The sequence below is a fragment of the Nocardia flavorosea genome (assembly GCF_015477805.1).
Lineage (GTDB): Bacteria > Actinomycetota > Actinomycetes > Mycobacteriales > Mycobacteriaceae > Nocardia > Nocardia flavorosea_A.
In genome coordinates this window covers 390,712-415,465 of sequence record NZ_JADLQL010000002.1, presented here as the reverse complement: position 1 = coordinate 415,465, position 24,754 = coordinate 390,712, and the positions used below count along the sequence as shown (strand labels likewise).

Annotated in this window: 27 protein-coding genes and 2 pseudogenes; 18 read left to right on the top strand and 11 right to left on the bottom strand. The window is 66.2% G+C overall.

Annotation, left to right across the window (positions count from 1 at the left end):
• Positions 1 to 26: 26 nt before the first annotated feature.
• Positions 27 to 749, top strand: a complete 723-nt coding sequence (locus tag IU448_RS10760) for a nucleotidyltransferase domain-containing protein (RefSeq protein WP_195055443.1) — start codon at positions 27 to 29, stop codon at positions 747 to 749.
• 228 nt (positions 750 to 977) lie between these two features.
• Here IU448_RS10760 and IU448_RS10755 read toward each other — a convergent pair whose 3' ends face one another.
• On the bottom strand, positions 978 to 1,136 hold the full coding sequence (locus IU448_RS10755) for a hypothetical protein (RefSeq protein WP_195055442.1): 159 nt from the start codon (positions 1,134 to 1,136) through the stop codon (positions 978 to 980).
• Between the two features lie 163 nt (positions 1,137 to 1,299).
• Between IU448_RS10755 and IU448_RS10750 the strand changes: the two genes are divergently transcribed.
• Positions 1,300 to 2,865: an FAD-dependent monooxygenase gene (locus tag IU448_RS10750; RefSeq protein WP_195055441.1), complete on the top strand. Its 1,566-nt coding sequence runs from the start codon at positions 1,300 to 1,302 to the stop codon at positions 2,863 to 2,865.
• Between the two features lie 111 nt (positions 2,866 to 2,976).
• Here IU448_RS10750 and IU448_RS28850 read toward each other — a convergent pair whose 3' ends face one another.
• Both IU448_RS28850 and IU448_RS10740 read right to left on the bottom strand, forming a co-directional pair.
• Complete coding sequence (locus tag IU448_RS28850) at positions 2,977 to 3,294, bottom strand: DUF222 domain-containing protein (protein ID WP_280458023.1); 318 nt, start codon at positions 3,292 to 3,294, stop codon at positions 2,977 to 2,979.
• 384 nt (positions 3,295 to 3,678) lie between these two features.
• Positions 3,679 to 4,299 (bottom strand): TetR/AcrR family transcriptional regulator, encoded by a 621-nt coding sequence (locus IU448_RS10740; RefSeq protein WP_195055439.1) that lies wholly within the window; start codon positions 4,297 to 4,299, stop codon positions 3,679 to 3,681.
• A 73-nt stretch (positions 4,300 to 4,372) separates the two neighbouring features.
• Between IU448_RS10740 and IU448_RS10735 the strand changes: the two genes are divergently transcribed.
• Both IU448_RS10735 and IU448_RS10730 read left to right on the top strand, forming a co-directional pair.
• Positions 4,373 to 5,575, top strand: a complete 1,203-nt coding sequence (locus IU448_RS10735; protein WP_195055438.1) for a cytochrome P450 — start codon at positions 4,373 to 4,375, stop codon at positions 5,573 to 5,575.
• Positions 5,576 to 6,034: 459 nt separating this feature from the next.
• Positions 6,035 to 7,150 carry an alpha/beta hydrolase gene (locus IU448_RS10730; protein WP_195055437.1) on the top strand — a complete coding sequence of 372 codons (1,116 nt, stop codon included), beginning with the start codon at positions 6,035 to 6,037 and terminating at the stop codon, positions 7,148 to 7,150.
• Between the two features lie 40 nt (positions 7,151 to 7,190).
• On the opposite strand, the gene IU448_RS10725 is transcribed toward IU448_RS10730, so the two are convergent.
• Complete coding sequence (locus tag IU448_RS10725; protein WP_195055436.1) at positions 7,191 to 7,751, bottom strand: TetR/AcrR family transcriptional regulator; 561 nt, start codon at positions 7,749 to 7,751, stop codon at positions 7,191 to 7,193.
• Between the two features lie 96 nt (positions 7,752 to 7,847).
• Here IU448_RS10725 and IU448_RS10720 point away from each other — a divergent pair, with 96 nt between their 5' ends.
• Together IU448_RS10720 and IU448_RS10715 are read left to right on the top strand one after the other, a co-directional pair.
• Positions 7,848 to 8,099 (top strand): ribbon-helix-helix protein, CopG family, encoded by a 252-nt coding sequence (locus IU448_RS10720; RefSeq protein ID WP_195055435.1) that lies wholly within the window; start codon positions 7,848 to 7,850, stop codon positions 8,097 to 8,099.
• The gene (locus IU448_RS10715; RefSeq protein ID WP_195055434.1) at positions 8,096 to 8,530 is read left to right on the top strand and encodes a PIN domain-containing protein; all 435 of its coding nucleotides are present in this window, start codon (positions 8,096 to 8,098) and stop codon (positions 8,528 to 8,530) included. The genes IU448_RS10720 and IU448_RS10715 overlap by 4 nt, the downstream gene beginning before the upstream one ends.
• Before the next feature lie 169 nt (positions 8,531 to 8,699).
• Here the strand turns inward: IU448_RS10715 and IU448_RS10710 are convergent, their stop codons facing one another.
• On the bottom strand, positions 8,700 to 9,341 hold the full coding sequence (locus IU448_RS10710) for a response regulator transcription factor (protein WP_195055433.1): 642 nt from the start codon (positions 9,339 to 9,341) through the stop codon (positions 8,700 to 8,702).
• Positions 9,342 to 9,345: 4 nt separating this feature from the next.
• Complete coding sequence (locus IU448_RS29370; protein ID WP_324188564.1) at positions 9,346 to 10,539, bottom strand: sensor histidine kinase; 1,194 nt, start codon at positions 10,537 to 10,539, stop codon at positions 9,346 to 9,348.
• Between the two features lie 106 nt (positions 10,540 to 10,645).
• On the opposite strand from IU448_RS29370, the gene IU448_RS10700 reads away from it, so the two are divergent.
• Both IU448_RS10700 and IU448_RS10695 read left to right on the top strand, forming a co-directional pair.
• Positions 10,646 to 11,572, top strand: a complete 927-nt coding sequence (locus tag IU448_RS10700; RefSeq protein WP_195055431.1) for an ATP-binding cassette domain-containing protein — start codon at positions 10,646 to 10,648, stop codon at positions 11,570 to 11,572.
• 2 nt (positions 11,573 to 11,574) lie between these two features.
• Positions 11,575 to 12,318, top strand: a complete 744-nt coding sequence (locus tag IU448_RS10695; protein ID WP_195055430.1) for an ABC transporter permease — start codon at positions 11,575 to 11,577, stop codon at positions 12,316 to 12,318.
• Positions 12,319 to 12,451: 133 nt separating this feature from the next.
• Here the strand turns inward: IU448_RS10695 and IU448_RS10690 are convergent, their stop codons facing one another.
• The gene (locus tag IU448_RS10690; protein WP_228812596.1) at positions 12,452 to 12,796 is read right to left on the bottom strand and encodes an SRPBCC family protein; all 345 of its coding nucleotides are present in this window, start codon (positions 12,794 to 12,796) and stop codon (positions 12,452 to 12,454) included.
• A gap of 13 nt (positions 12,797 to 12,809) precedes the next feature.
• Positions 12,810 to 13,166 carry a VOC family protein gene (locus tag IU448_RS10685; protein ID WP_195055429.1) on the bottom strand — a complete coding sequence of 119 codons (357 nt, stop codon included), beginning with the start codon at positions 13,164 to 13,166 and terminating at the stop codon, positions 12,810 to 12,812.
• A 121-nt stretch (positions 13,167 to 13,287) separates the two neighbouring features.
• On the opposite strand from IU448_RS10685, the gene IU448_RS10680 reads away from it, so the two are divergent.
• Together IU448_RS10680 and IU448_RS10675 are read left to right on the top strand one after the other, a co-directional pair.
• Positions 13,288 to 14,094: a helix-turn-helix transcriptional regulator gene (locus IU448_RS10680; protein WP_195055428.1), complete on the top strand. Its 807-nt coding sequence runs from the start codon at positions 13,288 to 13,290 to the stop codon at positions 14,092 to 14,094.
• A 254-nt stretch (positions 14,095 to 14,348) separates the two neighbouring features.
• Entirely contained in the window at positions 14,349 to 14,747 is a 399-nt protein-coding gene (locus tag IU448_RS10675; protein ID WP_195055427.1) for a hypothetical protein, read from the top strand.
• 904 nt (positions 14,748 to 15,651) lie between these two features.
• On the opposite strand, the gene IU448_RS10670 is transcribed toward IU448_RS10675, so the two are convergent.
• Both IU448_RS10670 and IU448_RS10665 read right to left on the bottom strand, forming a co-directional pair.
• Entirely contained in the window at positions 15,652 to 16,131 is a 480-nt protein-coding gene (locus IU448_RS10670; RefSeq protein WP_195055426.1) for a DUF5994 family protein, read from the bottom strand.
• A 26-nt stretch (positions 16,132 to 16,157) separates the two neighbouring features.
• Positions 16,158 to 16,727, bottom strand: coding sequence for a DUF5994 family protein (locus IU448_RS10665; RefSeq protein WP_228812594.1), 570 nt, complete (start codon positions 16,725 to 16,727; stop codon positions 16,158 to 16,160).
• A gap of 276 nt (positions 16,728 to 17,003) precedes the next feature.
• Between IU448_RS10665 and IU448_RS10660 the strand changes: the two are divergent.
• From IU448_RS10660 to IU448_RS10640, 5 genes and pseudogenes are all read left to right on the top strand, one after another.
• Positions 17,004 to 17,389 (top strand): annotated as a pseudogene (locus IU448_RS10660) (hypothetical protein).
• Positions 17,390 to 17,485: 96 nt separating this feature from the next.
• Entirely contained in the window at positions 17,486 to 18,391 is a 906-nt protein-coding gene (locus IU448_RS10655) for a phosphatidylinositol mannoside acyltransferase (RefSeq protein ID WP_195055424.1), read from the top strand.
• Positions 18,392 to 18,617: 226 nt separating this feature from the next.
• Positions 18,618 to 19,031: a DUF5994 family protein gene (locus tag IU448_RS10650; RefSeq protein ID WP_130919048.1), complete on the top strand. Its 414-nt coding sequence runs from the start codon at positions 18,618 to 18,620 to the stop codon at positions 19,029 to 19,031.
• A gap of 367 nt (positions 19,032 to 19,398) precedes the next feature.
• Positions 19,399 to 19,869: a hypothetical protein gene (locus IU448_RS10645; RefSeq protein WP_195055423.1), complete on the top strand. Its 471-nt coding sequence runs from the start codon at positions 19,399 to 19,401 to the stop codon at positions 19,867 to 19,869.
• A gap of 114 nt (positions 19,870 to 19,983) precedes the next feature.
• Positions 19,984 to 20,433, top strand: a complete 450-nt coding sequence (locus IU448_RS10640; protein WP_195055422.1) for a DUF5994 family protein — start codon at positions 19,984 to 19,986, stop codon at positions 20,431 to 20,433.
• Between the two features lie 250 nt (positions 20,434 to 20,683).
• Here IU448_RS10640 and IU448_RS28840 read toward each other — a convergent pair.
• Positions 20,684 to 20,869: pseudogene (locus IU448_RS28840) on the bottom strand (IS3 family transposase); the annotation flags it as partial.
• 14 nt (positions 20,870 to 20,883) lie between these two features.
• On the opposite strand from IU448_RS28840, the gene IU448_RS10635 reads away from it, so the two are divergent.
• The 3 genes from IU448_RS10635 to IU448_RS10625 all read left to right on the top strand — a co-directional run bounded on the left by IU448_RS10635 (position 20,884) and on the right by IU448_RS10625 (position 24,742).
• Entirely contained in the window at positions 20,884 to 21,354 is a 471-nt protein-coding gene (locus IU448_RS10635) for a site-specific integrase (protein ID WP_324188563.1), read from the top strand.
• A 955-nt stretch (positions 21,355 to 22,309) separates the two neighbouring features.
• Positions 22,310 to 22,723 (top strand): FAD-binding protein, encoded by a 414-nt coding sequence (locus tag IU448_RS29710; protein WP_416382980.1) that lies wholly within the window; start codon positions 22,310 to 22,312, stop codon positions 22,721 to 22,723.
• Between the two features lie 537 nt (positions 22,724 to 23,260).
• A complete protein-coding gene (locus tag IU448_RS10625) occupies positions 23,261 to 24,742 on the top strand; it encodes an SDR family oxidoreductase (RefSeq protein WP_195055420.1) in 1,482 nt (493 codons plus the stop codon).
• Positions 24,743 to 24,754: the final 12 nt, after the last annotated feature.

The window sequence follows — 24,754 nt, the reverse complement described above, 5'->3', positions numbered from 1 at the left end:
GCTGCCGGGCGGGTTCCGATAGGAGGATGAGCGTAGAGGGTTTCGATATCGCGCGGAGTCTGGTCGGTGAACGCTTTCCCGAGGCGCGGGCAGCCTGGCTGGGTGGCAGCACCGTGCTCGGAAAAGCCACGTCCACGTCGGATCTCGACGTCAGCGTGCTCCTGGCCGGTCCGCCGGCTCCGTATCGGGAATCGCTGCGGTATCGGGAATGGCCGGTCGAGCTGTTCGTGCACACCGAAGAAGCGATGCGGCATTTCGTGGCCGAAGACCGCAAGGCTCGGCGGCCTGCGACCCTGCGGCTGATCGGCTGCTCGGTGATCCTGCTCGACAACGACGGCAGCGGTGAATACCTGCACGAAAGGTGTGCGGCACAGTTGGCCGCCGGTCCCGAGCCGTTGACGGCGGCGGAACTCCGCTCGGCCCGCTACGGGATCACCGACCGGCTCGACGATCTCGCCGGCTGTGCAGACGACGACGAACGGCTCCTGATCGCCGCCGACCTGTGGCGGGCTACCGCCGACCTGCTGCTCACCGGGCACCGCCACTGGACCGGGACCGGTAAGTGGTTGCATCGGGAGCTGGCCGACTTCGACCGCCACACCGGTGCGGAATACGCGAAAACATTGGCCGACGGTGTTCGCGCGGTGGCTCGGGGGGACACAGAACCGATTCTCGAGATCGTCACCCAGGTGCTGGACATCTTCGGCGGTCGATACTTCGACGGGTTCACCGTCCAGGGCCCCACCTGAGTACCACCGCGGGCGCGCTGCCGCCACCGCTTGATGAACCGTCTGGTGTGCGGAATGTGTCGTCTCCGAACCTGTGTCGAGTCTTCGGAGGAATACCCCGCGAGGTGGGTGATGTGCTCCGTGCCATGCCACGCCGGGGCCGGTGGACCGCGGAGTGGTCCGAACGGGCCGATCGCCGGGAAGCCGGCCGGCAGGTGCGCCATGACGCCACCGCTGCGGCGTACCCGGTCAGGCTGCGCGGGGATCGAGCGATTGCGCGATCCCGGCGGTGATCCCGCCGAGCCGGCCGGTCTGAATCGGGACGCCGAGCGCGGCCACATCCAGGTAAAGATCGTCGTCGCCGTGTGATGCTGCCGGTCCGTCGGCTGCTGTCGGCGTCTCCACCATCTCGACGCGTGTACTAGTTGCGTGCACGCAAAGTTGCGTGCACGCAATTTGGTCTTCTAGTCTGGCTCGACCGGGAAGTTCGACGCCGCATTCACCGCACGCGGCGATTACCACCGCGGCTGCCGGACCGCGTCGCGCCGCGAACAGAAGGAGATAGACGCCGATGACCGTCGATGTTGTGATCAGCGGAGGTGGCCCGAACGGGCTGATGCTGGCCTGCGAACTGGGCCTGGCCGGGGTTCGGCCGATCGTGCTGGAGCGGCTGGCCACACCGGACGAGGAACCGAAAGCCAACGGGCTACTCGGCCAGGTCGTGCAACTGGTCGATCGGCGGGGCCTCTACGAACAGCTCAGTGGCAGCCCGGTACCGCCGCAACCGAATTCCACCTACTTCATGTTCGCCGCGATGGCTCTGGACCTGAGCCTGCTCGACAACAGTCCGATCTACGGCCTACCGGCCCCGCAGCACCACATCACCAAGGTTCTGGAAAAGCGTGCCGTCGAACTCGGTGCGGAGATCCGGCGTGGACACGAGCTGATCGGCCTGAGGCAAGACGGCGACGCGGTCACCGTGGAAGTTACGGGCCCGGACGGAAATTACCGGCTGCGGACCCGTTATACGGCCGGTGCGGACGGGGCGCACAGCCGCACCCGCAAACTGTCCGGCATCGGATTCCCCGGTGTCGGCTACGACCGCGCGACCAGTCGGGCGGCACACGCCACCGTCCCGTCCGACTGGGTGGATCCGGCGACCGGCGCGCTCATCGTGCCCGGTTACGGAACCATTCAGCCGTTCCTGCCACTGCGCACCGAGCACGGAGGTTTCTCCTACGCGCCGTTCCCCGGTCATCCGCCACTGATCAGCACGATCGAATGGGACCAGCCCGAGACCGGCACTCCCATGAGCCTCGGCGAACTAGGGGCCAGCGTCCGCCGCGTACTCGCCACTGAAGTGCCACTCGGTCCACCTGCAGGAGGCGGGCCGCACGTGCTGCGGCGGCTGAGCGGCGGCCACACCCGAATCGCCGACCGATTCCGGGACCGGCGCGTATTCCTGCTCGGCGACGCCGCCCACATCTACACCGCAGGAGGCGGTCCCGGGCTCAACCTCGGCCTTCAGGATGCGGTCAACCTCGGCTGGAAACTCGCGGCCGACCTCCGCGGCGGCGCACCGGCCGGGCTCCTGGACAGCTACGAGACCGAACGCCGGCAAGCCGCCGCCCGCATGGTCACCTACGCCCGAGCGCAATCCGCGCTGATCGGCCCGGGTGGCGACATCACCGCCCTGCGCGAACTGTTCACCGAACTGCTACGTGACAGAAGCGCCGTGCAGCTTCTCGCCGACCTCACCGCAGGCTCCGACATCCGCTACGACGTGGGCGGACCCGACACCCACCCACTCATCGGCCGGTTCGCTCCGGACATGGAACTACGCACTCCGCACGGAACCGTCCGGCTGGCCGAGCTGACCAGGAATGCCCGGCCACTGCTGCTCGACCTGACCGGCGATGCGGGCTGGGCGGAATCGCTACCCGAATGGCATCACCAACTCGACATCGTGACCGCACACCCCGATCCCGAACTGCCCGCCGCACTGCTCCTGCGCCCGGACTGCTACATCGCATGGGCAACCGCCTCACCCCACCCGGACGCCGCGGACCGGCAGGCGCTCCGCACCTCCCTGCAGCGCTTCCTCCGCCCCGCGGACCCCGCCCGGAGGCTCGGCTGAACCACAGAAACGCATTGCCGAAGGCTCTGCCTGGCCGGGATTCGCAAACACGGGGCTACGGTGAGCGGCACCGTCGTCTCGCTCGGCAACCTCCGCGGCTACGCCCCGGGCTCAGCCCACCGCCGCCAACGCCCTCCACGCCTTTCTGGAACGCGATCGGGCCCGCGGAGCAGCGCATTCGATTCGCCGGCGCGCCTCGGAGGTGCTGATCCGCAGCAGATCACTCAACAACTCCGTTGTGTCCCGGTAGCCGGTGTCGGCGGCGAGACCGCGACGCTCGGCCTCGGCGACTGCGGCCACCATGGCCGCGCCCAGTCGCCGCCGGTGGCGTTCGGTTTCGACGAGAGTGCGCAGTAAGTCGACATCAGTCAGTTCCGACCATTTCCGCCTCGGCGCATGCGATGCCAGTGCAGTCGAATGTGTGTTCACTCTGCCGACCCTACTCCATGAATAGAACGTATGTTCGATACAGCGGCTATCGGAATATGCGTGTTCCCGGCAGCGACCACGAGGGCCCCGCTGCCCAGGACTCCGGCGGTGATGAGCAAACGCCGGCAGGTCCGGCCGTCGCCGCGGTTTCCGCCATACTTGCCCGGTTCGCCGACGGCACCCTCGACACGCCGTACCCGGCGTGCGTACCCGCTCGGTCGCGTCGGGGAAACCTGGGCGCATCGAACCCGGCGCGCTGCCCCGGTCGATTGGCCGGTCTTGCTTTCCGGGGGCAGCGCGGACGATGGCAGAGGCGAGGGCGTTGACGTCGTCGAGCCGGATCGCTGGGCTGAGTTCAACACTGCATCTTGATGAACAGTCGCGTCAGTCGGGTTCGGTGAAGAGTAGGTGCGCCGCGCGGGTGATAGTGCGGCGGATATCGGTGATGTTGGCGGGGTTGGTGGTCAGGTCGAGGAGGCAGGTGGTCAGGACGTGACCGAGGATCAGGGCCTGGTCGTGTTCGTCGGTCCAGTCCGGGTCGGCGAGGGCGGCGCGGACCAGTTCGGTGAACAGCGGCCGCCAGACCCTGATGCCGGGTCCGTCGCCGGAGTGTACGGAGTTCATGCCGGCGTGGAGCAGGTTGCGTTGTTCGTCTGCCCAGTCGATGACTCGAGCGAAAGTGTCGGCGACTCGGTCGGCGGGGGCGGCGGCCGGGTCGGGGTGTAGCCGGGTGATGCGGTCGAGGGTGTCGAGGGCCCAGTCGGCCATCAGGTGCTGGATCAGGCCGTCCTTGGAGCCGAAGTAGCGGTACACGGTCACCGGAGTGGTGCCGGCCTCGGCGGCGACCTGCCGGATGGTGACACCTTTGTAGCCGTCACGGGATGCCATGGCGCGTGCGACGGCAGCGATCTCGCTGCGCCGCTCACGTTCGGCGGGCCCGAATTCGCGTACGACACGCAGGGAATCGCGGGACTCGCGGAGTAGGGCGGCAGCGTCATCGACCACGGACCGAAGGGTACCGCAATTGCCCAGCACGTTGTATAACACGTTATACAACGTGTGAAAGGGCGGTGCCGTCATGATTGTCCCCGACTTGTTCTCCCCGGTCGCGCTGGAGGACCCCTACCCGGTGCTCGACCAGTTGCGTGCCGCCGGCGATGTGCATTTCCTGCCTGGACAGCAGTTGTATGTCGTGCTGGGATTCGACGCGATCCGCACCGTGCTGGCCGATCCGCAGACCTACTCGAGCAATCTGGTCGCGGTGCTGTCGGCGGCCTCGGGATCGGCGGCGGTGTCGGTGACCGAGGCGGCCGGCGCGGTGGATGTGCTGGCGACCGCGGATCCACCCACCCACACCGCGCACCGGGCGCTGGTGATGCCGCGGTTCAGCCCACGCTCGGTCGCGGCGCTGACCGAGATGATCGATGCCGCTGTCCGGCCCGCAGTGGCCGGGTTGGTCGTCGCCGGTGGTGGTGACTGGATGGCCGAGGTCGCCCATCGAGTGCCGGTGCAGGTGATCGGGCATCTGATCGGGCTGCCGGACGCCGATCACGCGCAGCTGGCCCGCTGGTCGGATGCCGCGATCGATATGGTGTCCGGTGTCGCGACCCCCGATCGCGCCGGGCAGGCGGCGCTGGAGGTCGTGGACTTCGTCCAATACCTCGGCGAACAACTCGATCACGCCCGCCCAGGCGAAGAAGCCGGGGTCCTGGGCAGTGTGGCCGCGGCCGTCGCCGCTCGGACGATAACCCGCGATCAGGCCGCGATCCTGCTGGTGCAGTTGGTGACCGCGGGCGCGGAATCCACCACGAGCCTGCTGGGCACGGCGGTCCGGCTACTCGCGGGAGACCGCGAACTCCAGGCGCGCCTCCGCGCCGACCGCGGCTGCGTGGACGCGCTCGTGGAGGAAGCTGTGCGGATCGAGAGCCCGTTCCGCGGCCACTTCCGCGTCACCACCGCTCCCACCCGCCTGGCCGGAGTAGACCTCGAATCCGGTGCGCGGCTGATGCTGATGTGGGGTGCGTCCAACCGCGACCCGCGGATCTTCGACCACCCCGGCCGTGTCGACCTCGACCGCACCCAGCCGAAACGGCACCACAGCTTCGGCCGTGGGATCCACTTCTGTCTCGGTGCCCACCTTGCCCGCAAAGAAACCGCCCAGGCCGTACACACCCTGCTCGACACCACCGGCAACGTGACACTGCGGGGTCCCGAACCGGCCTACGTCCCCAGCCTGATCGTGCGGCGTCTGGCACGTCTGAACCTCACGGTCTCCACGTGAGTGTCCCGCGCAGCCACGAGAAAGCAGTCGCCCGTCGGCGATCCGCCGGGCCCGCCGACGGCTCGGGGTGCTCGGATGGCGCCGTTTTCTCCATGCTGAAGCCGGCGAACGGCGGTGGCATCGGCGCGGTCGAGTAGTCGGCGCCGGGACGCGCGGCCGGTGATCCGTGCCGGCTGTTCGGTGGTGCCCCATCCGGCCGAGAGATCGCGGACCTGCTCGGCCGCGGCCGTATTCGGTGCGGGATGAGCTGTCAGGGTGCGGCCGAAGTGGGGCGCGGGGGCGGGCTGACGAGCGACGTGTTCGTTCGCTGACTTCCACGCCAGTGCAGTTTCGCGAGGAGCCGGCGTAGCCGAGGAAACATCTTCTTGACTGGCGTTCAAGAAGTGCCTACCGTGATCGCGACACGGTTCTTGGGCGACGTTCAAGAGTGCTGAATTCGCTGAGCGGAAGGATCAAGGTATGGCTGCCGACGAGTCGATCGATCGAGGTGAGGCCACCGCGGCGATCCAGCGGCGCGATGTGGAGTTCATCTCCGACGGGGTGCCGTGCGCGGCGTGGTTGTACACCACACCCGGCGCGTCCGAGCCTCGACCGATGGTGATCATGGGGCACGGGCTGGGAGCGGTGCGTGAGATGCGCCTGGCGGCGTTCGCCGAACGGTTCGCCGCGAACGGCTGGTCGGTGCTGGTCTTCGACTACCGCCACCTCGGGGCCAGCGGCGGAGAGCCGCGCCAGCTCCTCGACATCGGACGCCAACTCGCGGACTGGCATGCCGCAGTGGCCTTCGCGCGCACCCTGCCTGAGGTCGATGCCGAACGGATCGCGTTGTGGGGCACATCATTCGGTGGCGGACACGTCCTGCAGGTCGGGAGCCGCGACCCACAAGTAGCAGCCATCGTCGCGCAATGTCCCTTCACCGACGGACCGGCCTCGCTGATCTCACGACTGCGGACCGGGCCGCTCAGCGCTGTCGCGCTGATGGCAGTGGGAATCCTCGACACCGCACGCTCTTGGCTCGGTAGCAGGCCCATCCTCATGCCGATGGCCGGAACCTCGTGGATGCCCGCATTCGTGGCCTCATCCGACGCCATCGCGGGCGCGTCGGCGCTACTGCCGCCCGGTACCCGGCTTTCCCGGCGCTCCAGCGCCCTCCTGAAGAGGTTGCCCTCGGTTCGTGCGCGGCTGTCGAAGAACATCGAACTGACGGTCGACGACGACGAACATGAGCCCGTCACCACGGTGGGCCGCGACTCGATGTGGGGCGTGCTATCCGGTCCGGACAACGACTTCGACGCCGCCAATGCGCTGGCCGCCCGCTTGGTGTTCCGGCTGCCGCTGTACCGTCCCGGCCGTGCCATGGCCCACTCCAGCGTTCCGACCCTGCTGTGCGTCTGTGACAACGACGCCGCCGCCCCCGCCGAAACCACCAAACGCCGCGCGCGGGGCCTGGCACATGTCCGCGTGGAGACCTACCCGTGCGACCACTTCGACATCTACCTCGGCACCTACTTCGAAGACGCCGTCGGCGACCAGATCGACTTCCTGACCGAGCAATTCGCCGACGCCGCGACCTGAACCCGCACGGCGCGTAGCGTGCAGCCGCCTGCTGACTGCATCAGCGGGCGGCTACCGCCATTCCGCGGGCGCTCTGAATCAGCGTTTCCATCACCGCGCGCTTGCGCTCATCGTCGACCGGATGCATCAGTAGTCCCTCGACCACGAACACCCCGATCGAGATCATCGCGTCCAACTCGTTCTCAGGAACCCCGATCCCGATCAGGTCCACCCGGAACAAGCCCTCGGTCAACGCGTGGAACGCCTCGTGCCAGTCCCGGACAGTCTCCGACTCTTTCGCGCGAGCGTGAACGGTGGTCACCAAGCGGCTCACGTGCTCCAACTCCGCGACGACCCACACCAGTCGATCGACGATATCGGTGTCGACGACCTCACCGTACCGGGCCATCGAGTCGGCCAGGACCTCCTCCAGCACCGCTGTCAACACCGCGTCCTTGTCCCGGAAATACCAGTACAGCGTGTTCGACACCACCCCGGCGTCCTGGGCGATTCTGCTCACCGGAACCGCGTCGTACCCCTGTTCGGTGAACAACCGCCGCGCGGCAGCGACGATCTCGGCGCGCTTCTCCTCCCGATCGCGGGGGCGTCTGTTTCTCGGCATCAGCAGTCCTGACTCATCGCGTCCTGTGAACCAGCCTATCTTGGACAGCCCTCAAGAAAGCTGACCGGTGTGTTATGGTGCGGGTACCATAACCTTATGGGTTTGAAGAAGACGACGGTCATGGTCGACGAGGCCGACCTCGAGCTGGTGAAGAGGGCCGCCGCGCGCGAAGGGCGGCCGGAGTCCGAGTATTTTCGTGAAGCTTTTCATCTGGCCGCGATCCGTACTCGCCGATGGGATGAGGAGTGGGATATCCCCGTTCTCGACTATGGGCATGCGGTGACGGCGGATGAAATCGACAGCGCTGTGCGAGAAGCGATCACCAACACCGAACCCGATGCTGGATGATCGTGATCGGCGACACCTCGGGTCTGGTCGCCGCTTTCAACTCCGCGGATCCCGAACATGCCGCCGCGCGCGCAGCGCTGCAGCAGGCGGCGCTGACCATCGTTTCTCCACTCGTTCTGCTCGAAGTCGAACACATCACCACCCGAAATATCGATCGTCGAGCCGCTTATGCGGTGAATGATTGGTTGTTGGCGCAAGAGCGCACCGGACGCATCGAAGTGCCCACGGTCTCAGCGGATCTTTTGCGGGTCGCGCGCAAGGTCCAGAACCGATACCTGGCCATGCGCTTGGACCTCACTGATGCCACTAATGTTTCATTGGCCGAGCGATACGAAACTGTGGAGGTGTTGACGCTCGACCGGCGTGATTTCCGCGCAGTCACCCCGCTCACCGGTCACGCCGCGTTCCGTCTGTTGCCTGACGATCTCTAGCAGGTGCCGCGCCCAGCCAGCGTGGCTGCAGCTACGCTCGAGGCATTCGGGAGAGGATTCCTCGCCCGTCCCCAGCCGGACGCGGCCGCTCTTTGCTTGGATCGGTGCCTGTCCAGACAGGAGTTTCAGCCAGACAATCCGGGAGAATGCGCTCGGTGTAGTGGATCCCCTACACGAATCCCGATTCGTAGGCCACGATGACCGCCTGGGTGCGGTCCCGGGCGCCGAATTTCGCCAAGATCGAGCTGACATGGGTCTTCACCGTCTCCGACCCAATGTACAGATCGGCCGCGATCTCCGCGTTCGACAGCCCTTTCGTCATCAGGCGCAGGACCGCCACTTCTCGTTGTGTGAGGTCGGCGCGGTCCAATATCGCGCGTGCGCTGTCGCTTCTGCGGCCGGCCGCCAGCGACCGGACCGCGGCCGGATAGAGCAGCGAATCACCTTGTGCGACGGTGCGTACGGCGTTCGCGATCTCGGTGGGGCGAGCGCGTTTGAGCAGGAATCCGTCGGCGCCGGCTCGCAGCGCCTCGTAGACGTAGTCGTCGTTTTCGAAGGTGGTGATTATCAGGATCTTCGGTGGCTCCGGCACGACTCGAAGTACCGTCCGGGTGGCTTCGATCCCGTCCATCAGCGGCATCCGCACGTCCATGGCGATGACATCCGGGCGCAGTCGCTTGACCTCACCGACTACCGACACACCATCGGCCGCTTCGCCGACCACCGTAATTCCCTCTTGTGCATCGAGAATCGTCCGCAGCCCCGCCCGCGTCAACGGTTCGTCGTCTACCAGCAGCACCGAGATGGTCACCGCATCACCCTAGGCCGTGGGTCGGTAGCCGAACCCATATCCGCCACTGCCCGTCCTCCAGGCCCATACGAGCATCGCCGCCGAGTAGTTCGGCACGTTCCCGAATCCCACGCAGCCCGCTGCCGTGATCGGCCGGGACAGCTCGATCGGCCGCCGATTCGGCGGCAGGGACGGAATTCGACACGTCCAATTCGAGCCATTGCGCGTCCGCGTACACACGAACTTCGACGGCGACACGGCCCGCATGGCGCAGAGCATTGGTGAGTGCTTCCTGCAGAATTCGATAACCCTCGCGCGAAACCGGGCCGGAAACCCGCTCTATCGGGCCGGTGATGTCGACATCGATGGTGGCTCCCGCCGAACGGGCCGAGTCGAACAGCCCGGATGCCGCGGTCAGCATCGGACGCTGGTCCACGGGCGTGCTCGGGTCACGCAGCACTGCGAGCACGCGCTCCAGATCCACCAACGCGGTGCGGCCCGTGTCTTCGATCGCAGCGAGCGCGGTGCCGGTGAACTCCGGCTCACCGGTCGCGCGGGCGGCGCCGGCCTGCAACACCATCGCGGTGAGCGAGTGGCCGATCGAGTCGTGCAATTCCCGGGCGATACGGTTGTTTTCCAGCAGCCGTTCGGTGCGTTCTTCCAGAGCGTGCAGACGCGTCGAGGCCGAGGGGCCGAGCAACCACCGCGCGCAGGCGGTGACCAACTCGCCGAGGCCGACCAGCAGGGCGAGCAGCACCAGAATCGGTAGCGGCGCGATAAGCGCATACCACCACCGCGGACCGGTGAGGGATAGCAGTGTGTCCCCGGTGGGCCCGGCGCCCAGCGCCGCTCTCACGAGATCCGAGCACAGCAGGATCGCTGGTATGCCGACGCCGAACAACGCCGTGCTCAACAACAATCTGATCTCGAGCCACAGTACGGTCCGCCAGCGATCCGCCCAGTTGGCGGCAGGCGCCACGGCGATCGAGGAATCAGTGGCACCGCGTTCGTGTGGGGTGAGAAACAGTTGAGCCTGGATCGCCTCGGCCAGCCGCATTCCTGGGATCAACCCGATCGGTACGGCCAGCAGGAGCGGCACCCAGGGACTGTGCATATCGATGAACATCCACAACGCCGCTGCGGCCATCGGCAGGGCCAGATGCAGTCCGCGGGTATAGGTCACCGAACGTGCCAGTGGCCGCAACAGTGCTGTGAACACAATGCCATCGTGCCAGCGTTCGATGGCCGACGATTCCCCCGCGCGGGGGAGGTGATACCCGCTCGGTGGGGAAGTCTTGTCATCGCAGCCAGGCGATGGTGTGAGCATGACCAGTATCGAAGTCCGCGAACTCAGCAAGGTTTACCGACGCACCAGGGCTGTCGACGGGATCGACTTCTCGGTCCGCCCCGGGCGCGTCACCGGATTCCTCGGCCCCAACGGCGCGGGCAAGTCGACCACGATGCGGCTGATCCTCGGCCTGGATCGGCCGACTTCAGGGACAGCGACCGTCGGCGGTCGCCGGTTCCGCGACATCGACTGGCCACTGCGCACGGTCGGCGCCTTGCTCGATGCCGCAGCCGCGCATTCGGCCCGCACCGCGCACGACCATCTCCTCGCGCTCGCCGTGGGCAACCGTATTCCGGTCCGCCGGGTCACCGAGATCCTCGAGGAGGTCGGGCTGGGGGCCGTGGCAAAGCGTCGAGTCCGCACCTATTCGCTCGGCATGCGCCAGCGCCTCGGTATCGCGGCCGCGCTACTGGGTGATCCACCGGTCATCATGCTCGACGAACCGTCCAATGGGCTCGATCCGGAGGGGATCATCTGGATCCGGGAAACGCTGCGCCGTTTGGCGGGCGAGGGCCGTACCGTGCTCGTCTCCAGTCACCTGATGGGCGAGACCGCCGCGTTCGCCGACCAGCTGATCGTGCTGGGGCGCGGCCGAGTGCTTGCCGATACCGCCTTGCAGACCTTCATCGGCGATCACGTGCAGCCACGAGTCCGCGTGCGCACGACCGACGAAGCGCGGTTACGCCAGGTGCTGGCCGGTGCCGGAATCGATGCGATCGAAGACTCCGGGCACTGGTTCATCCAGGGCCAGCGCCTCGACCGGATCGGCCCGCTGCTCGCGGGCGCGGGTGTCCCGGTCCTCGAACTCTCCGATGAGCAGGCGTCTCTGGAACAGGCATACCTCGAATTGACCTCGGCCGACCGTGAATACGCGGCCACCACCCCCGCACCCGAGAAGGCATGACAATGACGTTCACCCCGGTACTTCACTCGGAATGGATCAAGGCTCGGTCACTGCCATCGCTGAACGGCATTCTGGTGCTGTTGCTCGCGGTGACGGTCGGACTCTCACTGCTCGGCAGCGCCACGCTCGCGCACGAAGCGAAGGGCACAGCGGATTTCGATCCGGTGCTGCTGTCGTTCTTCGGCATCAATTTCGGGCAGGTCATCGCCATCGCCTTCGGTGCGGCCTGCGCTGCGGGATCGTACCGCGACAACGGCATGCGAGTATGGCTCACGGCCGTTCCACGGCGGGGCCTGCTGTACTCGGCCAATCTGACCGTGATCGGTGCACTGACTTTCGGTGTCGGGCTCGTCACAGGTGTGATCTGCTTCCTCGCCGGCGGGCCACTCATCGGTGACGGCGCGATCGGACTGGACGATCCGGTCGGCTGGCGCGCCATGCTCGGCTGCGCGGTGCACCTGACGCTGATGGCGCTGATGGCTGCAGGGATCGCCACCCTGCTACGCAGTTCGGCCGCCACCATGGGCGTGCTGATCCCACTCGTCCTGATGCTGTCGTTCATGCTCGGCGATGTCACCCGCGGTGGGAGCGTCGCGGAGTTCCTGCCGGACCGTGCGGGCCGCCAGGCCCTGGTATACGACCCCACCGGCGTCCTCGGTCCTTGGACAGGTCTCGCGGTCACCGCATGCTGGGCAGCGGCGGCCATCGGAGTGGGCTGGACGGCGCTGCACCGCCGCGACTCCTAGCTGGAACCGCTGGGGTAGCAGTCCCGCCGAGGCGATGCCGAGCTGAGCGTCTCCGGTGACATCGATGTGTCTGCGGTTGCTGCGGTCTCCAGTGCCCGTTGTATGACGGTCGATCCCTGGTCGACGGATTCGGCTATCGATGTGGCGAGATCCTCGGGCAGGACATCGGTGTGCCAGACGAACAGGGTTTGCCGTTCTCGGCGGGCAGGGCCTGCATCGAGGCGTGGTGGTGGGCGGGATGCAGGTGCCCGCCGACGATCGAGTAGGCCACTCGCCTGCTCGCCGGGTCGAGGCCGACCAGCCGTTCGGTGACTATGGTGCCGTCGGCGAAGGTTACTGTGCGGGTGTCGGCGTCGAGACGAGTATCGGTGACGAAACCCGGGGCGAGACGCTCATGCACCGCGCCGAAATCGGCGAGAACATCCCAGACCTGCTCCGGGGTGGCGTCGACAACGAATTCTTTGTGAATGGATGCCATGGAATCCTCCTGATCAGGCCGCGGCGAGACAGAACAGATGACCTTCGGGATCGGCGAGAACCGTCCACTGACCCTGCCCCGGCTGGAACTCGGGGACCGTCGCGCCCAGCGTGCGCAGCCGCTCGGTTTCGGTTTTCACGTCGGCGACTGTGAAGTCGAGGTGGGCGTGCTTACCGGTATCAGGCCAACTCGGCCCTGCATAGTCCGCGATCCGCTGGAACGCGAGCTGGATCGATCCCTCCCCCAGGTAGGCCGAATCCTCGTCGGCATGGGTGATCTTCCAGCCGGTGACCTCGCGGTAGAACTCCGCCATCACCGTCGGTGAGGCACAGTCGATGGTGATTGCGGCGAGGTTCGCGTGGACGGTCATGTTTCGGATATCTCCCTTGTGTAGCCGGTGTTGCCGTCTCAGCATCCGTGCCCGAGCCCGCGCAGGTCTTGAAGATTTTTGCGGGCAGTTTCTTGTCGTACCCCGGCCATACGGTCGGTGAGTGCTGTCCGCCACGACCCTTGCCACCCGCCCCGAGTTCAGCGTGACCACCGTGAACTGCCGCTCCGACCACACCCACTTCTCGGCTCCGGAAGCCCGCGACGACCATCGTCTCGTGCTCGTGTGCCGAGGCCGGTTCCGGCGGCAAGCCGACGGTGAACTCGCCGACCTGGACCGCACTGTCGGCTACATCGGCATACCGGGTGAGGAGGAAGGGTTCTCCCACCCCGCCGGCGGTGACGTCTGCACCGCGGTAACGATCGAGCCCGGCCTCCTGGAAGAAAAGGTGAGCCCGCGGGCTGTCTACGTCGATGCGCGTATCGAACTCGCACACCGCCGAATGCTCACCGCCGCCGCGGGCGGCGATATCGACTACGCGGTGACCGAGGAACTGGTCCGGCTCGTCGCGCTCGCCGCCGAACAGCCGATCCCTCGGCCGCGGCCCGCCGACCGAATGCTGGTCACCGCGGCCCGCGACGCGATCATCAACGGGGCACCGGAATCGGGCGGGCTGAGGGCTCTGGCCGCACTTCTGCAGGTTTCGCCGTATCGGCTCAGCCGGGTGTTCTCACAGCACATGGGAGTGTCGCTGACCCGCTACCGCAACCGGATACGGGTCGGACAGGCCCTCGACCGGATCACCGACGGAGAAACCGGCCTCGCCGACCTCGCCGCCCACCTCGGCTTCGCCGACCAGGCCCACCTGACCCGCACCGTTCGCGAACACCTGGGCCACACCCCCACCGCCCTGCACCGACTACTGGCCCCCACCCGCCAACCGCGCCGCCGAAATGCCCCATCGGAGTGACGCTCATCGTGACCGACGCAAGCTTTGGGCAACCGACTGCGGGCGCTGGACCGTGCTCACCACGGGTTGGCATCGTTGGCCGCGATGGCGTGGCCTGGGCATTGTTCGTTGGGTTCGTTGGTGGCGGTCGGTCGTAGACGGCGGCTCTGCGACCAGTTGCGGACCGGCGGTGGACGATGTTCCCCCGCCGATTTCGCATGTGCGGGTACCGCCCTTCCCTACCCGCGACTTCGCTTATGGCTACCCTCGGCTGCGTGCGTGACGTGATGTATCCGGGCGGAGATTCGAAGCTGCGTGTAGCGCGAATGGCGGGCATCGCTTACGAGGATTGGATGCAGGATTGGCCGATCGAAGTGTCCGACCCGGACCGACTCGATGAGTTCGTCGATCTGTTGACCACGAACAAAGCGGACTGGGAACTGAGTTACTGGTTGCTGGAATTGGTTCTCGAGTCGGCCAGAGATGATCTCCCAGCGCAGACGGAGCCACTGGTCGACGTCCTGGTGACGGTGTGGGAGGCGACCAGAGCACCTGAGATAGCGCAGCAGTTCGAGTACTGGGCTTGCCTGGAAGCGTCCGACCCGGATGAGATGTTCGAGGTGAGCCCATTGGTTAGAGAGGCTCGACGACGAACAGGTCTGGACGCAAACTGACTGCTCGTCGCCGGACCGTTCATCCCACGTCGAGCTGGGGCATCTCCGGGTGACTTCCCTTCCCTTGCTTCCTCATACCGGCCATCCTGAGCTGAGGGAGGTCGTGTCAAGGGCGCTCTTTCCCTTGACTCGGCCGAGTGAGGTCAGACAATCGGGCCATGAGGAGGCTGGGACTCGCAACCAGCTCAGTCCCCACGTACGGATGTCGCCATGAAATTTGTTCGGCAATCTATTCGCGCAGGTCGGATCGGTGTCGAACTTCCTGCGACCGGACCACAGCCGGTTGACCGGGCAGAGTGCCGGCCGAAGTGATGACGCGGACGTCTTCACCACGTCACAGGGGGCGGTCCTGCGGGTACGGAATATGCGGCGGGATTGGTTCGTTGCTGCCGCCAAAGCTGCGCGGTTGGCACGCTGCGGACTGGCTGCGGACTGGGGGAGTGGCCGGACAGGGAGGCTCCGAGAAGAAGCCCGCTTGACCTGCACAGATGTCTGTGCCCTCGGCGGGGCACGTCGAACATGGGAACGGGGACGACCTGCGATTTTCGCGCGGTCAGTTGAAAATCGAAGCTGACTACCAACTGTAGGTTGGCCGAGAGGTGATTATGAGATACCCGAACTGCTGAGTAGGGGTCAGGGCTTCGAGGCTTCTTGGCTCCACCAAGAGAGTTGGAGAGTATTTGCTCTTTATTTCAAGTTGAAGCAGGGGATCGCGCTATATCGGGGCAGGCTGTCGCGCATCCTGGGCGAACTTTCAAGGCCATGCACATGTTGTGGTCGGCCGACGGCGACCCCCTACCGATCCCAGTGTCGACTTTGACGACTCACTGGCCCGCCCAGTGTCGATGTGGCGGTACCGGGTGGTCGGGATCACTTCCGTCTGAGGAGGTGGCCATGCGCCGGGTCAGGATTGCGGCCGATCTGTAGTGGCGCTGATGGCGTTGCGCATCTGCGCGTCGGCGAGGTCTGCGTTGGTGGCGGGGTCGATCACCAGTAAGCGGAGGCGCTGTTCGTGGGGGCCGAAGGCATACATCACGTGGGGCGGCTGGTCTGGGAGCGGCCCGGTGACCTGTATTCCGTCGGGGGCGTCGATGCGGCGTTGGGACAGACTCAGCGAATTCCAGTCGAAGCTGATGCGGGCTGTCGCGCCCAGTCGTGGGGTGAGGGTGGTGACCAGGTCGTGCAGTTCGGTGGTGAGGTTGTCGGTCCTGGGCCACCAGACACCGTCGACGCCGCCGGATTCCTCGTCCCGGTCGCGCAGCAGTAGCCGCGGTGTGCGGGTCGGTGTGTCGAACGGTTGCCCTCCACCGGCAGCGGCCTGGAATCGTCCCAGGCCGCGGTCTGCGGCAGCGTCGCCGCTGTTCGACGGTGGGTTCTTTGTCATATCCGGCCTCCAGTAAGGGTCGGGGATCACAGGAATGAACTGCGCCGGTCTGCCGGGTTCAGCTGTGCGAGGTGTCCGCCCTCGTCGTCCCAGCGGTACAACGCGGCGGCGTTCTGGTTGCGTTCGAGACGGTGCCGGGTGTCGGCGGCCACGAGTTCGCCGGCGGTGAGTTCGTTGTCCGGCCGGGATGCAGCCGACAGCAACGCCTGCGCGGTGTCGGTGGCGGTGGCCGCCGGGATAACCAGGAGGACGAGGCGGGTGCGGTCGAGGCCCAGGACACAGAGTGTGTGGGCAGGCAGGTGCCGGTACCCGTCCAGGCGAACCGACTGCCCGCCGAGCATCGTGTGCCTCGGGGCCGGCTGCCAGGTGTCCAGGTTGTACATGATGCGGTCGACGGTGCCGGCTCGGCTGCCCAGTAGCGTCTGCAGATCGGCTATTTCGGCGACCAAGTTGTTCGTGTGGGGCCACCAGGCCCCGCCGACCACCCCGGGACGGGAGCGGCGTGGTGTCGGTAACCGGCGTGATACAGGTAGTCGGTCACGGAGGGAAAAGCGTGCAGAGCGGTCCAGTAGGATCGGCTCGTGTTGTGGCGTCATCACGACGCTCCTGACCGGGTCCGCGTGGCGGGCCCTGTTCATCGGCCGGGTGACGACGAGGCCACGGGTAGTCTCGTACGAAAATCCCCCGGCATTTCCCAATCCTACCCGGTGTCCGTGCGGCGGACACCGGGCCGATAGCGGCCTACGCCCGTGCCGACGTTCGAAGCATCGCAGGAAACACTCCGTGCGTATCGGCCCGTCGGGCCTGGACACCGTGCATGAACCCGGCGTTGACTGGGGGAGGTACGCACTACTCCAGGCTTGGGAGGCGTCATGATCATCATCTTTGGGCTCGTCGTTCTGCTCGCCGCGGTGATCGTCGCGGTGGCTGGGGTGCTCGGCAACGCCGGGAGCGCTCACATGCTGACCGATAACTTCTCCGTGTTCGGATACCACGTCACCGGATCGACCGGGACATTGTTCCTCTACGGCATCATTGTCGGCGCGTCGCCGCGGCCGGGCTCGGCGTGCTGCTCGCCGGTGCACGACGGACCTCACGCCGCGGCCGCCTCGCCCGTCGTGAACTGAAGCGAACCCGCGAGCCCATCGCAGGGCCGGACGATATCCGTACGGTCACGACAACTGCCGACAGCCCTCACACATGGCGGCACCCATTCGGAGGCCATCAGGCCACCGGCACGACCACCGCCCCACGCTGAACAGGACACGCGCTTTTGCGAACATGGCCGGTTGCTGCACGCATCCCGGCGGCCGCGGCAAACTAGGACTATGACGTTATCGGCCGACGGTGACCAATGACCATAAAGGACCGAGCCTGGGATCTCGGGTACGCGGCCGGCTGGCAGCTGGTTCGCGCCTTGCCGCAGCGGGCGTCGATGCGACTGTTCGAGATGGCCGGCGAGCACGCGGCCCGCGATGGTGGGCCGGTTCAGCTGCGACGTAACCTGGCCCGGGTACTTTCCACGACCCCGGAGCAGGTGCCCGACGAGCTCGTGCGCGCGAGCCTGCGCTCCTATGCACGCTACTGGTGTGAAGCGTTCCGGCTGCCGTCGATGGATCCGGTCCGGCTGGCCGAGATCATCGACTCGGCGGCCACCGGGCTCGAACACATCCACGACGCGGTGAAGCGCGGCGGCGGGGTTGTGCTGGCGCTACCGCACAGCGGCAACTGGGACCTGGCAGGAGTGTGGCTGGTCCGGCGGATCGGCACACCGACCGTCGTCGCCGAACGGCTGCAGCCGGAATCGCTGTTCCACCGCTTCGTCCGGTTCCGGGAAAGCCTGGGTTTCGAGATCATCCCGCTCACCGGTGGCACGGCACCACCGTTCGAGCAGCTGACCGCGCGGCTGCGGCAGGGGCGGATAGTGGGGTTGCTCGGTGAACGTGATTTGACCGGTGCGGGGGTACCGGTCACCTTCTTCGGTGAACCGGCCTGTATGCCGTCGGGTCCGGCCCGGCTGGCGATCGACACCGGTGCACCTCTGCTGCCGGTGCACTGCTGGTTCACCATCGACGGCTGGGGTTTCCATGTCGGCGCGCCGATCGACACCACCGGTGGTGTGCAGCCCACCACCCAAGCCCTGGCCGACCGGTTCGCCGCCGGTATCGCCGCGCACCCGGCCGACTGGCACATGCTGCAACCGGTATGGACCACCGACCACCGCACCGGTGAGCAGGCGCGTAACAACCCACACCACTGATGTGCGCACTCGAACCGGACCGCTTCCCGGTGTTACCGCCGGGCGGGCCGCCCATGGGCGTAGGCTCGACAGTATCCGGCGGTATCACGTGCGCTGACCAGCCGAGGTTGCGTCGTCACCGGATCCGGCAATCCGGCCTCCCACCCGGCCATGACGGGAGCGTCTCATGACGCCGTTACCGATATCCACACCTTCCACACCACCGCGGGCGGCCCCGAACCCTCGATTGCATCTCCATTCGAACCCCGGCGACTACATCGACGCCACCTGGCGGCCACGAACGAGCAACCTCGCCACCGAGCTCCCCGACCTGATCACCGCACTCCAGCTACGGACAGGGCCGATATCGCGTGTGGTCTACGACCCAACCGCTTGGGACGCCACCGGCCGGCACCTACTCATGGTCGACCGCGCCATACAACTCGACCCGTACCCATTCGAGCTGTTCGACACGATGTACGTGTACGGAACCAGCAGCGTGATCGTGCTGCAGGTCGTCCACCCGAGCACCGAGACCGACCCGGCGCCCACAGCGACCGGTGCACCCACCCGAATTCCAGCACCGCAAACGGCGAACCAGAATCACCAACCCCGACCCGTCACCAACCACGCAGCGATGGGCGCCGCCGCCGACCGCTGACCCCCGCCGACGCGCACCCGAAACGGCCTTGGAGCGAAAGTTCAACGGATGCCATGAATCCGGGCCCGATGACGCTCAGTGCAGCGCACCCGCGGGATCGGTCCGCCGACGAAGCTTGCGCTCGACACTGCACGCGATGGCGCCGCGCCCAACAGCTGTGCCGGCGACTCCCGGAACTCGTCACCGTGAGCCCCGGCACCTCGACGGGGCCGAACGGCCCTGCAGCGCTGACGATCTCGGTGGTCTATATCGGACTACGAAGAAAGGTAAATAATGTGCAGGTTCGAGCCCGCAGCCGGCCGATTACCGCGTCGAAGCCCCGTGGCGGCAGATCACCGTCAGCGAAAAGCGAGGTGAGTACCTGCCCATGAGTACGCAAACCATCTCCTACGCCAACGCCGTGCTGGCCGAGGCGTTGCTCGCTGTCGGCTCGATACCCGGCAAGGAACGCATCCTGGCCAATGGATTGGCGATGCTGCGCTGGCTGCTCGCGACCGAGACAGCCGGTGATCGCCTTTCCGTGCCCCCGGTCGACGGCTGGGCGATCGGGGAACCCCGGCCGGGTTTCGATCAGCAGCCTGTCGAAGTCGCGTGCCTGGCCGACGCCTGCGCCTACGACGCGACCGGCGACCGGCACTGGAAGGATGCGGTCATGCTGTGCGAAGCCTGGTTCCGCGGCAGCAACGATATCGGCGTCCCCCTGCTCGATCCGGACAGCTTCGGCTGTTCCAACGGGCTGGAAGCCACCGGCCGCAATGAAAACCAGGGCGCGGAGTCGACGCTGGCACTGATCTCCACTCAGCAACAGGCCCGGCGCCTGACGCGGGAACCGTTGTAGGAAAAAGGCGACTCGGCACTCACTTCAGTCGGTCGATTCGACGCTCGGACAACCATCGGTTCCCGAACCTAATCACCGCAGTCGGCCTGACCGCGGACGAACAGGAGTACAGAAATGACGTCACGATCGAACCAGATCAAGACTTATCGGCAGGACTGGCCCGCCTGGCAGGTGCGGCTCGAAGTGGATCCCGCCGGCATCGGAAATGCCGATGGCTTCTGGTGGCCGCACAGTCGTGACCTCGTCACGGAACTCGCGGGTCTGTTGCCGGTTCTGCGACCCGGGTTCGGCCCGGTTCGTCGCGTGGCCTTTCGCCGGGACGAGTGGACCACCGCACCGCGGGGCATGATCAGCGGCGGGCTGCGGACTCGGCTCGAGGGATACCGGCATATGCCCGCGCGTACTGTCGATGTCATCGGTGTCGGCGCGACTCTGACCCTCCGGCTCATCACCCCGGTGGCCGGCGCCGCAACGAATACGGCACGGCACCGCTCGATCCGAGATGACAGGGCGGGAACCGAAATCGGCGCGTGGCTCCGAGGCCGGCACCGGCGAAGCCGCTGATGAGGCCGTAAAATACGGACGCTGGGGCGCTCTGCACGAGCTTGTGGTCCCGTCGCACCCCGGCGAGGTCCTACAGTCATCGGCGGCGGCCAGGGTGCGTAGATCGCATGCCGCGGGCTTCGGTCGCGACGATTGGTCGGCTGGTGACTGGATCTGGGCTATGCGTGGGTGGTGCCGCCGTCTTGGTGGGCCGCGTGTCATCGGGCGATTTCGCACAAGATGAACCACCCCGGGTTTGATGCGCACCGGTTTATCTGTCTCCAGCCGGTTGCTCGGCGTGGAGTGCATAGTAGTCGGCTTCGTGTTCGGTCGGTGGTCGGCGGCCGAGTCGGTGCATGATCCGGGACTGGTTGTACCAGCCGGTCCAGTCGGCGGTGAGGAGTTCGACGTCGGCGAGCCGGTCCAGCGGACCGCGCCGGAACGGGGAATCGTCCCGGATCGATCGCTGTCGTGCACATCAGTAGGTCGTCGGCCGGAGGGGAGGCGGTCGAAGATGATCCGAAGACGGAAGCTGGTACTCGGGAACTTCCGATGGATGACGAGATGGTGGAGGTTCTGCGTCGCGCCCGGCGGCGTCAGGCTGCGGACAAGATTCAGCTCGGCAAGGCGTATCAGGATGGCGGGTATGTCGCCTGCAAAAAAGACGGTACGCCGTACCACCCGGACATGCTGACCCACAAGTGGGCGAAGGCGGTCAAGAAGGCTGGCGTTCGGCACATTCGACTGCATGATGCTCGTCACACCTGCGGGACCACGATGCACCTTCGGAACGTGCCGCTCGCGGTGATCGCTGCATGGCTGGGGCATGCCGATGTCAGCGTTACAGCGAGGATCTACACCCATTCGCAGGCGGAAGCGTTGCGGGAGGCCGCGAAGACTTTGGGGGAAGTTGTGTCAACGAGTGTCACTGAAGCAAGCTAGACCGCTGCTTGCTGTGATGTTCAACGGCTATGAGCAGCGGTCAAGCTGCTTTTTCCGGTGGTGCCCTCGGCGGGGCACGTCGAACATGGGAACGGGGACGACCTGCGGTTTTCTGGTGGGCGGTTGGTGGTCGAAGCTGATTATGAGTTATAGGTGGGTGGTGCTGCTGTCTTGCTGTACCGCTTGCCATCGTGCGATCGTGCGGAAGGTGTTGGCCTGAAGTCGTGTGAGTGTCTCTGACTCGGCTCCCTCGGCAAGGATGATTTCGAAGTCTGCTTCTGGTCCGTTTGTCCGTCGAGGCCGGCGGTCGGCGAGGTGTGGCTCGACGGGTTCGGTTGCACGGGGCGGCATGCGGGGGAGTATCTCGTCTCAGTTGGTTTGCGAGGAAGGACACGCTCGAACTCTCGGTAATGCCGATTATTGGATGTCCGACCGAGTGCTTGATCGACATAGAAATGGAGGCGGAGATTTCCGGTCCGGGGTGCGAGGCGACACGGGAATGTCAGTGAACAATACGGCAATACGACAATCTGTGTCGGTGGATGGCGACCGTATATGTCAGTCGGGGGGACTGCGCCCCCGCGTTGGCGGGGTTGGTCGGCGCGGCGCGCTCGACGTGCCACGCTCGTGGTGTACGGTCGCGCCGCAACGGTGATAGCTCCTTTTCAGGTGGCCGCAGTGGGATTTCCACCTGACCGCTGACAAGGATCGTTGAGCGCTGAGACCAGCCGCACCGAGTGTCGCCTAAATCATGGCGGGTTCAGGCCAGTGTAGTCAGTGCTTCGATTCCCGAGGTAATGCTCACGCGATCGTGCCGGGATCAGTCGTCCACGGTGATTTTACGGCAAGTTCCGTCCTGCCGGGCCGCTGAACCATGCAAACGCCGCCCCGAGGCGCGATTCGATGCCCTGGGCTGCACAATCGAGCGAAATAGTGAATCATTTATGCATCGAGCATGGCCAGGCACGGTACGCGTGTGAGCGCTTCGAGTCAGAGGGATGCGGAGATGCCGATCGATATTGTGGTGGTGGGTGCGGGGCTGGCGGGTCTGGCCGCTGCGATACATCTGCATCGTCACGGTTTGGATGTGGTGGTGTGCGGTCCCTGGCACGGTCGGGCCGCGTTCGCCGGAGCAGCGGACCTGTTCGGGCACCGCCTTGTCGCCGTCGCGGCGCTGGCAGCGCTTGCGTTGAGGGTCGGGCTGGGCCCGGTCGCCCTGGCACGCAAATACCCACGCGCTCTGTTGCCGAGGGTATGCAGGCTCCGCCGCAGCAGCTGGCCGGCAACCTCGCCGATGCAACGATCCGTACGGCCGCCGAGGCGTGCGCAATCGAGGGTACCCGGGTTCGTCTACTCGGAGGTGAAATGATCTCCGCACGCGCGGGGGTCGTCGCCACCGACGGCAGCACGGCCGCGCGACTGTTGCCCGAGGTCGACTCACCGAGCTGGCACGCTGTCACCACCTTCTGCTACGCTGCGCCGCGCTCACCTCTGCGCTCGCCCACGCTGCTTGTTGATGGACACAGCGACCTCTTGCTCAACACCGTCGACCTCAGCGTTGTCGCGGAGCAGTACGCGCCCCCCGGACAGGGCTCGATCGCCGCATCGGTTCCCGGGCGCGCCGATGACGCACTCGAACCGGTCGTGCGGCGTCGGCTCGCCCAGCTCTACGGCATCGACACAGCTGGTTGGCGATTGCTTGCCAGCTATACGATTACTCGGGCATTGCCGGTGATGCGACCGGGTCATCGACTGTGTCGGGCTGTCCGGCTGGGTTCCGGGCGTTATGTGTGTGGCGATCACCGCGATACCAGCTCGATTCAGGGGTGTTGGTGTCGGGCGCCGGGCGGCGACTGCTGTGCTGACCGATCTCGGCGTCCACGCGAGGGAAAGGGGCTGATTGCGGATGCGTTGTGTGGTATTCGGGGCGACCGGGTATATCGGTGGCCGTGTGGTGCCCGAGCTGATCGAGGCAGGTCATCAGGTCCGGGTGGTGGCCCGGACGCCGGCCAAATTGGCGGAGGTCCCCTGGCGGGATCGGGTCGAGGTGGTCCGTGGCGATGTCACCGTGGACGACGAGGTGCGTGCGTCGGTCGCCGACCAAGAGGTCGTCTACTACCTGGTGCATTCGCTGACTCGTAGCGACTTTTCCGATGTCGACCGGGAGGCCGCGCGCGTCGTGGCCGCCGCGGCGAGCTCAGCCGGAGTTCGGCGCATCGTCTATCTCGGCGGCATCGTTCCGCAACACACCACCCTCTCGCGGCACCTCGCCTCCCGCGCCGAGGTAGGAGAGATCCTTAGACAATCCGGTGTCCCCACGGTGGAGTTGCGGGCGGCGGTGATCATCGGATCCGGCTCGGCCAGTTTCGAGATGCTGCGCTACCTGTCCGAACGTCTTCCCGCCATGGTCACCCCCCGATGGGTGCACAACCGGATCCAGCCGATCGCCATCCGAGATGTCCTGTACTACCTGGTGCGTGCTGCCGCGTTACCCGTGGAGGTCAATCGCGCGTTCGATATCGGCGGTCCCGACGTCCTGACCTATTTGACCATGATGCGCAAATACGCCGCTGTTGCCGGATTGACTCGTCGCGTGGTCCTGCCGGTCCCGGTCCTCACCCCATGGCTATCGGCGCAATGGGTCAACCTGGTGACCCCGGTTCCGCGCGCCTTGGCAGTGCCTCTCATCGAATCGCTCGTCCACGAAGTCGTCTGCGGCGAACACGACATCTCCTCTCACATCCCCGAACCCACCGAGGGCCTGACCCGTTACGAGCGTGCCGTGGAACTGGCGTTGACCCGGATTCGGCACGCCGAGGTGCCGACCCGCTGGTCCGACGCGAGCACCTACGGCGCGCCTTCTGATCCGCTGCCCACCGATCCGGCCTGGTCGGGCGGTTCCCTCTATGAGGACCTGCGCGAACTCCACACCGACGCCGATCCCGACACTTTGTGGGCGGTGGTCGAATCCATCGGTGGCGAAAATGGCTGGTACTCGTTTCCGCTCGCCTGGTCAGCACGTGGGTGGGTCGACCGGGTCGCCGGCGGGGTCGGGTTGCGTCGGGGCCGTAAACATCCGCATCGTCTACACGCCGGTGAAGCGTTGGACTGGTGGCGGGTCGAACACATCGACCGGCCTCGGTTGCTGCGGCTTCGCGCCGAGATGCAGCTGCCCGGACTGGCATGGCTGGAGCTGGGCGTCGAACCCGGTCCCGACGGGGGCTCCTGTTACCGCCAACGCGCCATCTTTCAACCGCACGGGCTTGCCGGGCACCTCTATTGGAAGGCGATCACACCGTTTCACAATGCGGTGTTCGGCGGCATGGTCCGCAACATCACCGGAACTGCCGAACGCGGCCTTTCCGACACCCCGTCATCGCCTAGTTGAGCGTTCAACTAT

Bases quoted from the DNA above. Each gene is read 5' to 3' on its own strand.
- IU448_RS10760 (WP_195055443.1), top strand. From the start codon at position 27: ATGAGCGTAGAGGGTTTCGATATCGCGCGGAGTCTGGTCGGTGAACGC.
- IU448_RS10755 (WP_195055442.1), bottom strand. From the start codon at position 1,136: ATGGTGGAGACGCCGACAGCAGCCGACGGACCGGCAGCATCACACGGC.
- IU448_RS10750 (WP_195055441.1), top strand. From the start codon at position 1,300: ATGACCGTCGATGTTGTGATCAGCGGAGGTGGCCCGAACGGGCTGATG.
- IU448_RS10735 (WP_195055438.1), top strand. From the start codon at position 4,373: ATGATTGTCCCCGACTTGTTCTCCCCGGTCGCGCTGGAGGACCCCTAC.
- IU448_RS10730 (WP_195055437.1), top strand. From the start codon at position 6,035: ATGGCTGCCGACGAGTCGATCGATCGAGGTGAGGCCACCGCGGCGATC.
- IU448_RS10725 (WP_195055436.1), bottom strand. From the start codon at position 7,751: ATGCCGAGAAACAGACGCCCCCGCGATCGGGAGGAGAAGCGCGCCGAG.
- IU448_RS10720 (WP_195055435.1), top strand. From the start codon at position 7,848: ATGGGTTTGAAGAAGACGACGGTCATGGTCGACGAGGCCGACCTCGAG.
- IU448_RS10715 (WP_195055434.1), top strand. From the start codon at position 8,096: ATGATCGTGATCGGCGACACCTCGGGTCTGGTCGCCGCTTTCAACTCC.
- IU448_RS10700 (WP_195055431.1), top strand. From the start codon at position 10,646: ATGACCAGTATCGAAGTCCGCGAACTCAGCAAGGTTTACCGACGCACC.
- IU448_RS10695 (WP_195055430.1), top strand. From the start codon at position 11,575: ATGACGTTCACCCCGGTACTTCACTCGGAATGGATCAAGGCTCGGTCA.
- IU448_RS10690 (WP_228812596.1), bottom strand. From the start codon at position 12,796: ATGGCATCCATTCACAAAGAATTCGTTGTCGACGCCACCCCGGAGCAG.
- IU448_RS10685 (WP_195055429.1), bottom strand. From the start codon at position 13,166: ATGACCGTCCACGCGAACCTCGCCGCAATCACCATCGACTGTGCCTCA.
- IU448_RS10670 (WP_195055426.1), bottom strand. From the start codon at position 16,131: ATGACAAAGAACCCACCGTCGAACAGCGGCGACGCTGCCGCAGACCGC.
- IU448_RS10665 (WP_228812594.1), bottom strand. From the start codon at position 16,727: ATGACGCCACAACACGAGCCGATCCTACTGGACCGCTCTGCACGCTTT.
- IU448_RS10655 (WP_195055424.1), top strand. From the start codon at position 17,486: ATGACCATAAAGGACCGAGCCTGGGATCTCGGGTACGCGGCCGGCTGG.
- IU448_RS10645 (WP_195055423.1), top strand. From the start codon at position 19,399: ATGAGTACGCAAACCATCTCCTACGCCAACGCCGTGCTGGCCGAGGCG.
- IU448_RS10640 (WP_195055422.1), top strand. From the start codon at position 19,984: ATGACGTCACGATCGAACCAGATCAAGACTTATCGGCAGGACTGGCCC.
- IU448_RS29710 (WP_416382980.1), top strand. From the start codon at position 22,310: ATGGCCAGGCACGGTACGCGTGTGAGCGCTTCGAGTCAGAGGGATGCG.
- IU448_RS10625 (WP_195055420.1), top strand. From the start codon at position 23,261: ATGCGTTGTGTGGTATTCGGGGCGACCGGGTATATCGGTGGCCGTGTG.